This is a genomic window from Ruegeria sp. YTSC106 (assembly GCF_059609765.1).
Window position 1 is genome coordinate 64,545 of sequence record NZ_JBXWMI010000005.1, and the last position, 13,862, is coordinate 78,406.

Here is a 13,862-nt window from a genome sequence, read left to right on the forward strand (position 1 = left end):
AAAGGTCCCGTCTTTTCTGCTTCCGACCCGCTCATCGCAGTGTAATGTAATCACATATATCTTACGAAGGGCGAATGTGGTGCGACAACAGAAGAAACAAGGGCAAACAAGGGGTCGGAACTTGCAGAGCAACCTCAAACGCCGGAGACGACAGGCGGCACCAATGCAGGTTTACGATTCTTTGCCGTCAGGTTTGCGGCAGTGGTTGGCCACGGCAAGCTTGCCGTGGAGTCCCGTTTCGGCGCAGAAGATCTGGAACCGGGCTGGAGGTGCGCGCAACCCTTCCGCAGCGCTGATGAGACTGGACGCAATCGAACAGGCCATGCTACGGCGCGATGCCGGGGTTTGGACCTTCAAAACCTGCAACGAGCCCAGGTAAAGACCTTCCAAACCTTGAAAACATGGGCTTTGCCCTTGCACATAACGGGGAATCCGCTTATACGCGCGCTGTCTATACAAGGGCGGTCAACGTCCGGAAGACGTTTCTGAGCAGGGCCGGGTTACCTCGGCCCTTTGTGTTTGTTTGCTCAGGGGCGTACCGGGTCACGTCCGAAGACATCATGAATCAAGACCGGCGGAGACAACCGCTCGGCCAGTAAAAACGTATGTAAAGGAAAACACTGCCAGATGGCTGATACAACCATGGAGGAATTCGAAGCCCTCCTGAACGAAAGCTTCGAAATGGACACGCCCGAAGAGGGTTCTGTTGTCAAAGGCAAGGTACTGGCGATCGAAGCCGGCCAGGCCATCATCGACGTTGGCTACAAAATGGAAGGCCGCGTTGATCTGAAAGAATTCGCAAATCCTGGCGAAGCCCCTGAAATCGCTGTTGGTGACGAGGTGGAAGTCTACCTGCGCGCCGCAGAAAACGCCCGTGGCGAAGCCGTCATCTCACGCGAGATGGCCCGCCGTGAAGAGGCATGGGACCGTCTGGAAAAAGCATATGCCGACGACCAGCGCGTCGAAGGTGCAATCTTTGGTCGCGTCAAAGGTGGCTTCACCGTCGATCTGGGTGGTGCAGTTGCGTTCCTGCCCGGCTCGCAGGTTGACGTTCGCCCCGTGCGCGACGCCGGCCCGCTGATGGGTCTGAAGCAGCCGTTCCAGATTCTGAAAATGGACCGTCGTCGTGGAAACATCGTTGTTTCGCGTCGTGCTATCCTGGAGGAATCGCGTGCTGAACAGCGTGCCGAAGTCATTGGCAACCTGACCGAAGGTCAGACCGTCGAGGGTGTCGTCAAGAACATCACCGAATACGGTGCATTCGTTGACCTGGGCGGCGTTGACGGACTGCTGCACGTCACCGACATGGCATGGCGCCGTGTGAACCACCCATCCGAGATCCTGACGATCGGCGAAACCATCAAGGTTCAGGTCATCAAGATCAACAAAGAGACCCATCGCATCAGCCTGGGCATGAAGCAGTTGCAGGAAGATCCATGGGATCTGGTTGCTGCCAAGTACCCGCTGGGCTCGGTCCACCAGGGTCGCGTCACCAACATCACCGATTACGGCGCGTTCGTCGAGCTGGAAGCCGGTGTCGAAGGTCTGGTGCACGTATCCGAGATGTCCTGGACCAAGAAAAACGTCCACCCCGGCAAGATCGTTTCGACCAGCCAGGAAGTCGACGTCATGGTTCTGGAAATCGACGGCGCCAAGCGTCGCGTGTCTCTGGGCCTGAAGCAGACTCAGCGCAACCCATGGGAAGTGTTTGCAGAAACACACCCCGAGGGCACCGAGGTCGAAGGCGAAGTCAAGAACATCACCGAATTCGGTCTGTTCATTGGCCTCGAAGGCGACATCGACGGCATGGTTCACCTGTCGGACCTGTCCTGGGACGAGCGCGGCGAGGATGCCATCCAGAACTACCGTAAAGGCGACGTCGTTCAGGCGGTTGTCTCGGAAGTTGACGTTGAAAAAGAGCGTATCTCGCTTTCGATCAAAGCCCTGGGCGGTGACAAGTTCGCCGAAGCCGTGGGCGGCGTGAAGCGTGGTTCGATCGTGACAGTCGAAGTGACCGCAATCGAGGACGGCGGCATCGAGGTGGAATACGAAGGCATGAAATCCTTCATCCGCCGTTCGGACCTGTCGCGTGACCGTGCCGAACAACGCCCCGAGCGTTTCTCGGTCGGTGACAAGGTCGACGTTCGCGTCACCAATGTCGACAGCAAGACCCGCCGTCTGGGCCTGTCGATCAAGGCACGCGAGATCGCAGAAGAGAAAGAGGCCGTGCAACAGTATGGTTCCTCCGACTCGGGTGCATCTCTGGGTGATATCCTGGGTGCAGCGCTGAAGTCTGGCGACTAAGCCAAGGCCGCATCCCGAGTAAGGTTTTCGGCCTCGCATGACAGTGCGGGGCCGTTTTTGTTGCGAATCAATGTGTTCCGAACCGCGGGGTTAATGAGGGGATTGTTCGCGCAATAAGTGTGGAAATTGGCCTGACAAGCAAAATTTCGCGTGAGAATATGGCAAAATAAAGCCTCAATACGCAGAGTATCCGTTCCCCCTTTCCGGGTTTTTTCCTATACTGTCAAAACAGTAGACCTGTCACACCGGCTGCCTGGGAGGGTATCACGCATGATCCGTTCAGAATTGATTCAGAAAATCGCTGACGAAAACCCACATCTCTATCAGCGTGATGTCGAGCGGATCGTGAACACTGTATTCGAGGAAGTCACAGACGCCATGGCGCGCGGTGACCGTGTCGAGTTGCGGGGATTCGGTGCGTTTTCCGTAAAAAAACGCGACGCGCGAGTTGGACGCAACCCACGCACGGGTGAAACGGTGCAGGTCGAAGAAAAATGTGTGCCGTTTTTCAAAACTGGCAAGTTGCTCAGGGATCGATTGAACGGTAAAGCCTGACACTATGATGAGTTATCTTCGATATGCTTTTTTGGCAGCCCTCGGGATCGTCCTGATCTCAGTGTCTCTTGCCAATGTTCAACCCGTTAAGTTGAAACTGATGCCCGATGCTCTGGCCGAGCTTCTGGGCTTTAACCTCAGTGCGTCACTGCCGCTGTTTCTGGTGGTTTTGGGCGGTGTGGCAGCAGGATTGGTTATAGGCTTCCTGTGGGAATGGCTGCGGGAACACAAGCACCGCCGCGACGCGACCGTGAAGAAAACCGAAGTGCGCAAGCTTGAGCGAGAAGTCAAGAAGCTTAAGAAAAAGCAAAACGAAGGCAAGGACGACGTTCTTGCCCTTCTGGATGAGGCAAGCTGAGCCTAAACGCCATGCCTGACGTTCGGTTCAAAATCTGCGGTCTGACCGCGCCAGAGCATGTGCGTGCTGCGGCCGAAGCCGGGGCGGGTTATGTTGGATTTGTTTTCTTCCCGAAATCGCCACGCAATCTGGACGTTTCGCAGGCAGCAGAACTGGCGCATCTCGTCCCTGTTGGTGTTGCTAAGGTGGCTCTGGTCGTGAATGCCACTGACGAAGAGCTGGACGAGATCGTTTCGACTGTACCGCTTGATATGCTTCAATTGCACGGCAAGGAATCGCCCGAACGGGTGACCGAAGTGCGCGAGCGGTTTGGTTTGCCGGTGATGAAGGCTATCGGTGTGGCCGAAGCCGAGGATCTGGCGGCCATCGATCTTTACTCAGAAGTGGCTGATCAACTGCTGATCGATGCGAAACCGCCCAGAGAATCGGAATTGCCGGGCGGTAACGGGTTGGCTTTTGACTGGCGGCTGCTGGCCGGGCGGAAGTACTGGCGGCGCCCTTGGATGCTGGCCGGTGGCCTGACACCCCAGAATGTTGCCGAAGCTGTCCGGATGACGGGTGCCCGTCAGGTGGATGTCTCGTCCGGTGTTGAAAGCGCGCCGGGTGTAAAAGATGCGGGCTTGATCCGCGACTTTGCAACCGCTCTCGGGTGATCTGATACACAACTTGTTGCGTATCTCTCGAAATGGAGGGATGGAGTATGCTGGCAGCGGACCGCTTGGCCGATGTGAACAGTTTTCACCAATTTCCATGCATCGGCATCGCCAGCTCTGAGCAGGCGATCCAGGTTTGGCGTCAAAGCACGCAGGCGGCAGAATAATGTGTTTTGGCATGGCAAATCCCTTCGCCACCACCTATGAACATCGAATACGACGAGGGAGACACCCATGGCCAACGATCTTTTCAATTCCTTCATGTCCGGCCCTGACGAACAGGGACGTTTCGGCATCTTCGGCGGGCGTTTTGTCAGTGAAACACTGATGCCGCTGATCCTGTCGCTGGAAGAGGAATACAACAAGGCCAAGGATGATCCGACCTTCTGGGCCGAAATGGATGACCTGTGGGCAAACTATGTGGGTCGTCCTTCGCCGCTGTATTTCGCGGAACGCCTGACCGAACATCTGGGTGGGGCGAAGATCTATCTGAAACGTGACGAGCTGAACCACACCGGGGCACACAAGATCAACAACGTGCTGGGCCAGATCATTCTGGCGCGGCGCATGGGCAAGACGCGGATCATTGCTGAAACCGGGGCAGGGCAACACGGCGTGGCGACTGCTACCGTGTGTGCCAAGTTTGGCTTGAAATGCATCGTCTACATGGGCGCACATGACGTACAGCGTCAGGCCCCGAACGTATTCCGTATGCGTCTTCTGGGGGCTGAGGTGATCCCTGTGACCTCGGGTCGTGGGACACTTAAAGACGCTATGAACGACGCATTGCGCGATTGGGTGACTAATGTGCGTGACACGTTCTACTGTATCGGCACTGTGGCTGGTCCGCACCCCTATCCGGCAATGGTCCGCGATTTCCAGTCAATCATAGGCAAGGAAGCGAAAGAGCAGATGATGAAGGCCGAAGGCCGGTTGCCCGACACGATCATTGCGGCCATCGGCGGCGGTTCGAACGCGATGGGTTTGTTCTACCCGTTCCTCGACGACAAGGACGTCAACATCATAGGCGTCGAAGCGGGTGGAAAAGGTGTGAACGAGAAAATGGAACATTGCGCTTCCCTGACAGGCGGTCGGCCGGGCGTGCTGCACGGCAACCGGACCTATCTGCTGCAGGATGACGATGGCCAGATTCTCGAAGGTTATTCGATTTCAGCCGGGCTGGACTATCCGGGCATTGGGCCTGAACATTCCTGGCTGCACGAGATAGGCCGCGCGAATTACGTCTCGATCACAGACAAGGAAGCGCTCGAGGCGTTCCAGCTTTGCTGCGCCACCGAGGGGATCATCCCGGCGCTGGAGCCAAGTCACGCATTGGCACATGTGATGAAGATCGCACCGAAATTGCCCAAAGATCATCTGATCTGCATGAACATGTGTGGTCGCGGAGACAAGGACGTTCAGACCGTGGCCAAATATCTGAACTTCGACATGTCCGATACCGAAGGCCGTTCGGCAGATTGATTGGGAACCGGGGCCATGAGCCCCGGTTGTTCGTTCTCGGGCTCTGTAGCTGGAGAGAACATGAAAGAAATTGTTCCTGGGCGACGGGTCCCGTGCCCCGAAGGTGGGTCGTGCAGAATGGCCAGAGCTGTGACAAGTCCTTCGACAGCGGAATAACCTAAAAAGATTGTCACCAAGGCGCATTGAAGAACGATACAGAAGCCTGAGGATTCGCCGGCTGCCGTGAAATTGGGATCGACTTGCATGAATTTGTTTCCCAAAAAATACCAGTCGCGATCGTTATCTTCGATTGTTGCGATTGTTGCGGTTTTGCCGAGAATTAGTACCCTGCGCACCTTTAGCTTTTGCTTTGTACAGTCCTGGCTCGTTGAAAGGTTTCTCTGAGAAGACGCCTTGAAAACACAGGATTTCAGGATGCTTTCTGACTTGTTCCGCCTGTGCTTTAAGGTTTGTGCACCTCCATGTGACCCGCACGCCAAAGTTGAATCGTTTCCAATTCTATACAGCGTCTCAGAATTGATTTATCTATTTGGTAACTGGCGGTGTTGCGGCCGGTTCAGGGGAGTCTCTGCAGTAGATGGGACAATGGATGACGCTGTTCGGGACATAGTATCTTTGCCCCGGGCACCCTGGTGTTTAGCACCCTCGCGGTGCTGTAGGAGGTAAAATGGTTAGGTTCGCTATTTCGAGGCTGTTGTGCCTCTGTTTTCTGATTTCAGCACTCATGATCGGAAGCGCGAAAGAGGGCGCGGCCCTTGGGGGCGGCTTCATCATAACCTCGATTCCGACACCGAACGGGGGAAGCATCTTTTTTAACAATATCCCGCCTTCAGGCACTGCCTTTGTATCCCTGGGGGGCTCGGGGCAGGTTCCTGGCGGCAGTTTCTACTTTAACAACGGCATTCAGAACCTGACTGCGATCACGCCTGCCGGCCTGGCTTCCCTGGGCTATATCGGTGCGACCATTCTCAGTCAGGATGGCGCGAATTCCACCTATGCGGCAGATGGATATCTGGGGATTACGTTTACAGCGCGTGAATCCGTCGGCGGGCCGCTTTACCGCTACGAGATCGCATTGTCCGGAGTAGCGAATACCCAAATCGTCAACACGCGTGTTCTGGTGGATACCACGCAGCCAACCGCAACGATCGGAGCTTTGACACCGACCGGCAGCGGAACTTTTCAAGCAACCATTACTCTGAGCGAGCCAAGTTCCGACTTCACCGTAGGCGACCTGTCGGTCACGAATGCAACGGCTTCTATGACTGGGTCCGGCACCAGCTTTGTTGCCACTTTGACGCCTCAGAACAACGGAACCATCGAACTCTTCATTCCTGCAGGGGTGTTCTCGGATGCGGCCGGTAATCTGAACCTGGAATCAAACAGGGTCAGCACACTTCAAGCGGTGACAAATGCTCAACGTCAGATTCAGGCATTTCAGAACGCCCGGGCCAACAGCCTTGTGACGAACCAACCGAAACTGACCCAGTTTTTGCAACGTTCCGGGTCGGGTGTTCTGGACAGTTCTGTAACCCAGGGCTCAGGGTATCTGAATTTCGCCAGTGATCCGTCGCGTCCTGTCTGGTTCAGTTTGACCGGCAACTGGAGCTCGCAGGATGATTTTGATAGCTCCTATGCACTGGCTGTTGTCGGGGCTCATCGTCAGGTCAGTTCGAACCTGTTGATCGGTGCTATGCTTCAGTTCGACTATGCCGAAACGGAAAACGGCCCGGCCAGCGTGGATGGCACGGGCTGGCTGGTTGGTCCCTATGTGGTGGCAAAAATGCCCAATCATGCGGTTTTTTTCGAGGGGCGTGTTCTTTATGGACAAGCCGACAACAACATCTCTCCGTTTGGGACCTACGAGGACAGTTTCGACAGTGATCGCTGGCTGATCCAGTCGCGCGTGACCGGTGAGATAAAGCGTGGCGCCCTGACATTGATGCCATTGCTGGACGTGAGCTATGCCAGTGACGATCAGAAAGCTTATACCGATAGTCTGGGCAATCTGATTCCACAGCAGGATTTCAGTTTGACGACGGCACGGCTGGGTATGGATTTCAGCCACCCGCTGCAAGTGTCACGTGGAGAGATGATGCTGACGGGTGGACTGTCAGGGATTTGGAGCACGACTTCTGGAACTGGCACCGCTCCCGGCGTGACGCCGATTGGCGACACCGCCCGTGCCCGCGCGGATCTGGGCCTGGACTATCGGCTGGAAAACAACAGCTTGCTTGCAGCAAACGTGTTCTATGATGGTATCGGTGAAAGCGGTTTTGAAAACTACAGCATCAGCCTGATCTGGCAAATGGCATTCTGAACCGGGGGCGAGACTGGATCGCGGATCAGGTTTCGCCCGGGCGCAATGGCCGTCAGGCATTCGCCTTGTTCTGAAGCAAGATATCAAATGGCACAATCTCAAGCGCTTTTTGGTGTGTTGCTTCCAGGTGAACCTTTGGGGCACATCCTTCGTCATGGGCCTGTAGGAACCGGCTGGCACACAGACACCAGCTGTCACCGGGCTTGAGGCCCGGGAAATCGAATTCGGGCCGAGCCGTGCTCAGATCATTGCCGACGTATTTCGAGAATGCCAGAAACTCGGCCGTCATCACCGCACAAACGGTATGGCTGCCCTGATCCTCGGGGCAGGTATTGCACGCACCATCCCGAAAGAACCCGGTCAGAGGATCGCGTGAGCAGGGCGTCAGAACGCCGCCAAGTACATTGATACTGTCTTGCTTTTGCATGAAGGCACCTTACAGGCTTTCTGCGATCTTGCGGAACATTTCAATATTCTGGTCATTTACGCCAGTGTCGCGGAAATGCCGATCAGCGCCAGTAGACACAATCAGAACGCCGCGAGGTTGGTTGAAATAGATGTATTGCCCATACACGCCCCGGGCCAGAAACTCTCCCTCATGCGCGCCGCGTGGAATCCACCACTGATACCCATACCCAATCTTCCCCTGAGCGGTCGGTGCGCTGGGTTGAGTTGCCTCGAATATCCAGTCGGCGGGCACCACTTGCCGGCCGTTCAATTCCCCATCTTGCAGGATCATTTGCCCGAACCGTGCAAAGTCTCGTGTCGTGAAGTTTAAACCACCCAGAACAAAAGCGACCCCGGCGCCGTCGGTGACATAGTATCCGTCGCGCTCAAGGCCCAGGGGCTGAAGAATTCTTTCTGTCAAAAGATCCGCAACACTGCGACCGGTCGCCCCGCGTATCACCATGCCCAATACATGGGTGTCTATGGAAACGTATTGCCAGGTTTCACCGGGGGGGGCGAAACTGTCCTGCAATGAGGCCGCGAAATCGTCCAATTCACCGCCTAGGGCAATCACACGGCCCATCCTGTTGATGTCAGACTTCGGGTCCAGATAATCCTCGTCGAACGTGACGCCGCTGGCCATATTCAGAACGTTCCGTATTGTCGCCGTGTTATATGCGCTGTCTGCAAGTTTGGGGGCGTAATTGACGACGGGATCATCCAATGAATCGATTACGCCCTCTTGCAGGAGAATGCCGAAAAGCGCCGACAGATAGCTTTTTGCCACTGACCAGGAAATCCGGCGGTCATCGGGACCGGTGCCCAGATAGTATTCCTCGAACCGGATCTTGCCGTCCTGCATGACCAGCAAAGACGTGACAGAGCGTTCATTGATCCAATTGTCAGTGCCTTCAGGAAGATCGAAACCTTCGCCGTAGGGCAGCTCCCATGTTGGGGCGTTTCCACGCGGCAGATCCACGGTCAGAAATGCTTCATCCATGTGCGAAAAGTTGTGAACGATCGTGTCCTCGGAAAACAGAGAGTTCACCGCCATCAGGCGCTGTAACTCTTCGCGTTTCCAAAACCCAATTGCAGCGGCGGCCAGAGCCAACGCCAGCACAATGCGCAGAACCCATTTCAGTATGGATCGCATCGTAAAGCCTCCATTGTTTACAGGTATTTGAACGCGGGCGTCCCGTTTTCGCAACGCCGACGTAACGGAAACAGGGCACCGAGCTATTTGAACTTGTCCAACAGCTTTTGCATGGCGGACCGTTCGTCGACCGGTGGATCAGGAGGTGCCTTAGGCGCGGTTTCGGCTTTCGGCCCGGTCGTCTTGGACGACCGAGGTGGCGCAGTGCGCAGGGCAACCGCGTTCATGAATTTTCCACCATCATCCCGCGCCAGATGGGACGCTCCGTCCGAAACTCCCCGAAGGACGTCATCCAGCCAGTCAGCCTCCGATTTCGCAAAGTCGCTCAGGACATAAGCCGAGACCATTTCTTTGCGGCCCGGATGTCCGATGCCAAGTCGTACACGATCATAGGCAGCGCCAATATGGTCGTGGATCGAGCGCAATCCATTGTGTCCCGCGTGTCCACCGCCCGCCTTGACGCGCACTTTGCCCGGGGCGAGGTCCAACTCGTCGTGAAACACAACAACATCAGTGGAGTCGAGCTTGTAGAAACGCATCGCTTCACCCACGGATTGACCGGACCGGTTCATGAAGGTTTGCGGTTTCAGCAACAAGATTTTTTCAGAGCCCACGCGCCCTTCCGAGATCTCACCCTGAAACTTGGATTTCCATGGACCAAACCCATGGTCCTCTGCAATCCGGTCCACAGCCATAAACCCGATGTTGTGCCGGTTCCGGGCGTATTTCTGCCCAGGGTTTCCCAATCCGACAAAGAGTTTCATGACCATACTCCGCCTCTGTAGCCTTGAGGCTATGTGATGCCCGGAATTGCCAGGGAAATCCAGCCAGCGCCGAGCGTCTTGACCATAAAAAACGGGGCTCGTCAGAACCCCGTTTCAAAATCCAGGCGATTAATCCGGATTTATTCTTCTTCTTTGCCGACGACTTCGACTTCATCGACTGCAACTTCAGCCTCTTCATCTTCGTCGTCGTCGCTTGTTGCCAGACCTGTCGGAGCCGAGACGTTTGCAATCACGAAGTCACGGTCGATGGTCGGCTTGGTGCCTTCGGGCAGGACAACCGATGAAATGGTGACGACGTCGTTGATGTTCATTCCGGCTACATCAACGGTGATCTTCTCAGGAATCTCACCCGCGGTGCACAACAGCTCGACTTCCGGACGGACAACGGTCAGAACGCCGCCCTTCTTGATGCCGGGGGCTTCATCTTCGTTGATGAATTCAACTGGAATGTACAGCGCGATCTTCGTGGTCCGGCGCAGGCGCATCAGGTCCAGGTGGGTCGGCAGGTCTTTGACGATATCACGCTGAACATCGCGGCAGATGACACGAACGTCTTCATGGCCTTCGACCTTCAGGTTCCACAGGGTTGATTTGAAGCGACCGGCTTTCAGGCGCTTGAACAGTTCGTTGAACGGGATCTGAATTGCCAGCGGATCTTTGTCGCCGCCAAATACAACACCCGGAACCATGCCTTCGCGGCGTGTTTTACGAGCGGCGCCCTTGCCTGTCCCCGTCCGTTCCAGAGCTACGAGATCAGGAATCTCTCCAGCCATGATAATTCTCCAATGTTAGGGCGGGTATCCTCCAAGGCTGTATACCCGCGTGAAGCCGCGTCCTTATCTCGATTCACCACGTTTGGAAAGGGGTAATTCATACCTTGTCATTTTGCGGAGCTCAACCTCGCGCTCCGGGGTACTTCTCGCAAGATGAGTGATGGGTCCGCTGCTTCATCTGGCTCCAAATATCCTGGAGGAGGCGCCCGGAACGGGCGGCGGGGGCAGAGCCCCAAAACTCCCGCGGAATCAGCCTTGCCAACGACCGCCAAAACCCTCTGGTACCAGAAGGTTATGCGACCCCAGCGCGTCGACGGTTTTTTCACCGCACAGCGCCATTGTTGTGTCGAGTTCCTTCTGGATCACCTCCAGCGCGGTGGTAACGCCTTTCTGGCCCATGGCGCCCAGGCCATAAACAAATGCGCGGCCGATATACGTCCCCTTGGCCCCCAGCGCCAACACTTTGAGCACGTCCTGACCTGAGCGGATACCACTGTCCAGATGCACTTCGATTTCATTGCCAACAGCGTCCATGATCTCGGGCAATACCCGGATCGAACTAAGCGCGCCGTCCAACTGACGTCCGCCATGGTTCGACACGACAATGGCATCGGCCCCCAGCTTGGCCGCCATTTTGGCATCTTCCGCGTCAAGGATACCTTTCAGGATCACTTTTCCGCCCCACTGTTCCATCAGCTTTTCGACCTTGCTCCAGTCGAGGGTGGGGTCGAACTGTTCAGCGGTCCAGGCCCCCAGTGAAGACGCGTCCGAGATGCCTTGCACATGTCCCACTATATTACCGAACTCGCGCCGCTTGGCCCCCAGCATTTCAATGCCCCATGCCCATTTGGTCATCAGGTTTGCGATGGTCTTTGCGGTCAGCTTGGGTGGTGCGGACAGACCGTTCTTCAGGTCTTTGTGCCGTTGGCCCAGAATCTGCAGATCCAACGTGATCACCAGCGCCGAACACCCGGCGTCCTTGGCCCGCTGGATCAGACGGCTGACATAGTCAGCATCCTTCATCGTGTAGAGCTGAAACCAGAATGGTTTTTCGGTGTGCTCGGCCACGTCTTCGATCGAGTTGATCGACATGGTTGAAAGGGTGAAGGGAACTCCAAAATCTTCGGCAGCTTTTGCGGCTTTCATCTCTCCGTCCGCATGCTGCATCCCCGTTAACCCAACCGGAGCCAGCGCAACCGGCATCGAGACCTGCTGTCCAATCATTTCTGAGGCAGTTGAACGTCCAGACATATCAACGGCAACGCGCTGGCGCAGGCGAATCTTTTCAAAGTCGGAACTGTTTTCGCGGAATGTCTGTTCCGTCCAGCTGCCGCTTTCAGCGTAATCGTAGAACATCCGCGGTACGCGACGCTCATAGATGCGCCTGAGGTCTTCAATGTTGGTTATCACAGGCATGTCTCAGACCTCCGAACTTACTGGTTAGTTTTCCTTACCAATGCAAGTCAAAGGCTGCAATGATCTGGCCTGGTGTCGGGCGGTCAAAAAAGCCTGCCGCAGAGCACTCTGCGGCAGGCTTTTTATCGTATTGATTTATCCGCCGGATCAGGCGCTATGGGCGCCATCCGACAGGGACTTTACAAAATCCAGCACTTCGTCGACCGGCTTGCCTGCACCGATCTGGCTGACGATCGCTGATCCGACTACGGCACCATCTGCCACTGACGCGATATTGCGGGACTTCTCGGGCGTGTTGATGCCAAAGCCCACAATCACCGGCAGCTCGGTCGCGGCCTTGATGCGGGCAACCTCGGGCGCCACATCCGTTGCCTGCGCCTCGGCCGCGCCGGTGATGCCAGTGATCGAGACGTAATATACGAAGCCCGAGGTGCTCTGCAGAACCCGCGGCAGGCGCTGGTCGTCCGTGGTAGGTGTCGCAAGACGAATGAAGTTCAGACCCGCTGCCTGAGCAGGCAGGCAAAGCTCTTCGTCTTCCTCGGGTGGCAGATCCACGATGATCAGCCCGTCAATGCCGGCTTCTTTTGCATCTGCCAGAAATACGTCAACGCCCCGGCTGTAAATCGGGTTGTAATACCCCATCAGGACAATTGGCGTAGTGTCGTTTGTTTCCCTGAAGGCGCGCGCCAAATCCAATGTACGTTGCAACGTCATCCCGCCATCCAGCGCGCGTTGGCCCGCCGCCTGAATCGTAGGGCCATCCGCCATCGGATCTGTAAAGGGCAAACCCAGTTCGATGACGTCCACGCCTGCGCCGGGCAAGCCTTTGACCACGTCGAGCGAGGTGTCATAGTCAGGGTCCCCTGCCATGACATAGGCAACAAAAGCCTTCTTTCCTTCGGCTTTCAGGGCGGCAAACTTAGCGTCGATACGGGTCATCGGATGTCCTTGCACTCGGGTTTGGACCCGTGTGCAGAAACTTTGGCGGAAAATCAATCCCACCGATGCACGAGCAGGTCAGAAGCCCAGATGGTACCGCACCAGAAATGCATTTACGCCCGGGTTTTCGTGGTTTGTACTGGCATTGGACTTGTGTGTGATAGCAACGGACACGCTGTTACCATTGTTCAGGTTGTATCCCAGACCAAAAAGGCTACGGATTTGAAAATCGCCACCCAAGTCATTCAGGTCATTGCCAGCATTGTAGTATCCGGGCATGACACTGCCTTCGACGAACCATCGATCACTAAACGAATACAGCCCGATCAAACCTGCACCGATGTGGGTATCGCCGTCTTCATCTATGGACAAAGCCGCCCCCCAGCCCGCGCTGAACCGCTTGGCTTGGTGAAAGGGCCTGTGTTGATATTCAAGTGAGATCAGTGCCTGATCTTCGGACACGTCTTCGGAAAAATCAGCATACCCCGCGCCAAAAACAATAGTTTGAGCATGGGCTGATACGGAGGCTGTAGAAGCCAAAACAGCTGTAAGAAAAAGCGTTCTCATAGTTTCCCGCCAGTAAAAATTCGATCGTGCAATGCTAAGTGGTTATCGTAGGGCATTTTTTTCAGTTCCCACAAGAACACGTTTTGGGAACGTTTTTGTGATGTTGCGAA

The 13,862-nt window shown here is 55.7% G+C and carries 14 protein-coding genes; 7 read left to right on the top strand and 7 right to left on the bottom strand.

The features are described 5' to 3' along the window. Window positions 1–79 precede the first annotated feature (79 nt). The 7 genes from AC2FEB_RS08660 (at window position 80) to AC2FEB_RS08690 (ending at window position 7,672) form a co-directional block, all read left to right on the top strand. Window positions 80–379: a DUF6525 family protein gene (locus AC2FEB_RS08660; protein ID WP_256369643.1), complete on the top strand. Its 300-nt coding sequence runs from the start codon at window positions 80–82 to the stop codon at window positions 377–379. Window positions 380–627: 248 nt separating this feature from the next. Next, the gene (rpsA, locus tag AC2FEB_RS08665; RefSeq protein WP_117869783.1) at window positions 628–2,304 is read left to right on the top strand and encodes a 30S ribosomal protein S1; all 1,677 of its coding nucleotides are present in this window, start codon (window positions 628–630) and stop codon (window positions 2,302–2,304) included. A gap of 270 nt (window positions 2,305–2,574) precedes the next feature. Next, the gene (gene ihfB / locus AC2FEB_RS08670) at window positions 2,575–2,859 is read left to right on the top strand and encodes an integration host factor subunit beta (protein WP_050603110.1); all 285 of its coding nucleotides are present in this window, start codon (window positions 2,575–2,577) and stop codon (window positions 2,857–2,859) included. A gap of 7 nt (window positions 2,860–2,866) precedes the next feature. After that, on the top strand, window positions 2,867–3,217 hold the full coding sequence (locus AC2FEB_RS08675; RefSeq protein WP_162896806.1) for a lipopolysaccharide assembly protein LapA domain-containing protein: 351 nt from the start codon (window positions 2,867–2,869) through the stop codon (window positions 3,215–3,217). A gap of 11 nt (window positions 3,218–3,228) precedes the next feature. Continuing rightward, the gene (locus tag AC2FEB_RS08680) at window positions 3,229–3,870 is read left to right on the top strand and encodes a phosphoribosylanthranilate isomerase (protein WP_496676525.1); all 642 of its coding nucleotides are present in this window, start codon (window positions 3,229–3,231) and stop codon (window positions 3,868–3,870) included. Between the two features lie 234 nt (window positions 3,871–4,104). Further along, window positions 4,105–5,352: a tryptophan synthase subunit beta gene (gene trpB / locus AC2FEB_RS08685; RefSeq protein ID WP_496676528.1), complete on the top strand. Its 1,248-nt coding sequence runs from the start codon at window positions 4,105–4,107 to the stop codon at window positions 5,350–5,352. Between the two features lie 667 nt (window positions 5,353–6,019). Continuing rightward, window positions 6,020–7,672 (top strand): Ig-like domain-containing protein, encoded by a 1,653-nt coding sequence (locus AC2FEB_RS08690; protein WP_496676529.1) that lies wholly within the window; start codon window positions 6,020–6,022, stop codon window positions 7,670–7,672. Between the two features lie 52 nt (window positions 7,673–7,724). On the opposite strand, the gene AC2FEB_RS08695 is transcribed toward AC2FEB_RS08690, so the two are convergent. The 7 genes from AC2FEB_RS08695 to AC2FEB_RS08725 all read right to left on the bottom strand — a co-directional run bounded on the left by AC2FEB_RS08695 (window position 7,725) and on the right by AC2FEB_RS08725 (window position 13,752). Next, complete coding sequence (locus tag AC2FEB_RS08695; protein WP_496676532.1) at window positions 7,725–8,099, bottom strand: DUF2237 family protein; 375 nt, start codon at window positions 8,097–8,099, stop codon at window positions 7,725–7,727. Window positions 8,100–8,108: 9 nt separating this feature from the next. Further along, a complete protein-coding gene (locus tag AC2FEB_RS08700; protein ID WP_496676534.1) occupies window positions 8,109–9,272 on the bottom strand; it encodes a serine hydrolase domain-containing protein in 1,164 nt (387 codons plus the stop codon). 83 nt (window positions 9,273–9,355) lie between these two features. Then, complete coding sequence (gene pth / locus AC2FEB_RS08705) at window positions 9,356–10,036, bottom strand: aminoacyl-tRNA hydrolase (RefSeq protein ID WP_496676537.1); 681 nt, start codon at window positions 10,034–10,036, stop codon at window positions 9,356–9,358. Between the two features lie 140 nt (window positions 10,037–10,176). Further along, window positions 10,177–10,830, bottom strand: a complete 654-nt coding sequence (locus AC2FEB_RS08710; RefSeq protein ID WP_117869775.1) for a 50S ribosomal protein L25/general stress protein Ctc — start codon at window positions 10,828–10,830, stop codon at window positions 10,177–10,179. Between the two features lie 249 nt (window positions 10,831–11,079). Next, complete coding sequence (locus AC2FEB_RS08715) at window positions 11,080–12,246, bottom strand: alpha-hydroxy acid oxidase (RefSeq protein ID WP_496676540.1); 1,167 nt, start codon at window positions 12,244–12,246, stop codon at window positions 11,080–11,082. 147 nt (window positions 12,247–12,393) lie between these two features. Beyond that, window positions 12,394–13,185 (bottom strand): tryptophan synthase subunit alpha, encoded by a 792-nt coding sequence (gene trpA / locus AC2FEB_RS08720; protein WP_496676542.1) that lies wholly within the window; start codon window positions 13,183–13,185, stop codon window positions 12,394–12,396. Window positions 13,186–13,263: 78 nt separating this feature from the next. Then, on the bottom strand, window positions 13,264–13,752 hold the full coding sequence (locus AC2FEB_RS08725; RefSeq protein ID WP_117869772.1) for an acyloxyacyl hydrolase: 489 nt from the start codon (window positions 13,750–13,752) through the stop codon (window positions 13,264–13,266). Window positions 13,753–13,862 lie beyond the last annotated feature (110 nt).

Bases quoted from the DNA above. Each gene is read 5' to 3' on its own strand.
- rpsA (WP_117869783.1), top strand. From the start codon at position 628: ATGGCTGATACAACCATGGAGGAATTCGAAGCCCTCCTGAACGAAAGC.
- ihfB (WP_050603110.1), top strand. From the start codon at position 2,575: ATGATCCGTTCAGAATTGATTCAGAAAATCGCTGACGAAAACCCACAT.
- AC2FEB_RS08680 (WP_496676525.1), top strand. From the start codon at position 3,229: ATGCCTGACGTTCGGTTCAAAATCTGCGGTCTGACCGCGCCAGAGCAT.
- AC2FEB_RS08695 (WP_496676532.1), bottom strand. From the start codon at position 8,099: ATGCAAAAGCAAGACAGTATCAATGTACTTGGCGGCGTTCTGACGCCC.
- pth (WP_496676537.1), bottom strand. From the start codon at position 10,036: ATGAAACTCTTTGTCGGATTGGGAAACCCTGGGCAGAAATACGCCCGG.
- AC2FEB_RS08700 (WP_496676534.1), bottom strand. From the start codon at position 9,272: ATGCGATCCATACTGAAATGGGTTCTGCGCATTGTGCTGGCGTTGGCT.
- AC2FEB_RS08715 (WP_496676540.1), bottom strand. From the start codon at position 12,246: ATGCCTGTGATAACCAACATTGAAGACCTCAGGCGCATCTATGAGCGT.
- AC2FEB_RS08675 (WP_162896806.1), top strand. From the start codon at position 2,867: ATGAGTTATCTTCGATATGCTTTTTTGGCAGCCCTCGGGATCGTCCTG.
- trpB (WP_496676528.1), top strand. From the start codon at position 4,105: ATGGCCAACGATCTTTTCAATTCCTTCATGTCCGGCCCTGACGAACAG.
- AC2FEB_RS08710 (WP_117869775.1), bottom strand. From the start codon at position 10,830: ATGGCTGGAGAGATTCCTGATCTCGTAGCTCTGGAACGGACGGGGACA.
- AC2FEB_RS08690 (WP_496676529.1), top strand. From the start codon at position 6,020: ATGGTTAGGTTCGCTATTTCGAGGCTGTTGTGCCTCTGTTTTCTGATT.
- trpA (WP_496676542.1), bottom strand. From the start codon at position 13,185: ATGACCCGTATCGACGCTAAGTTTGCCGCCCTGAAAGCCGAAGGAAAG.
- AC2FEB_RS08725 (WP_117869772.1), bottom strand. From the start codon at position 13,752: ATGAGAACGCTTTTTCTTACAGCTGTTTTGGCTTCTACAGCCTCCGTA.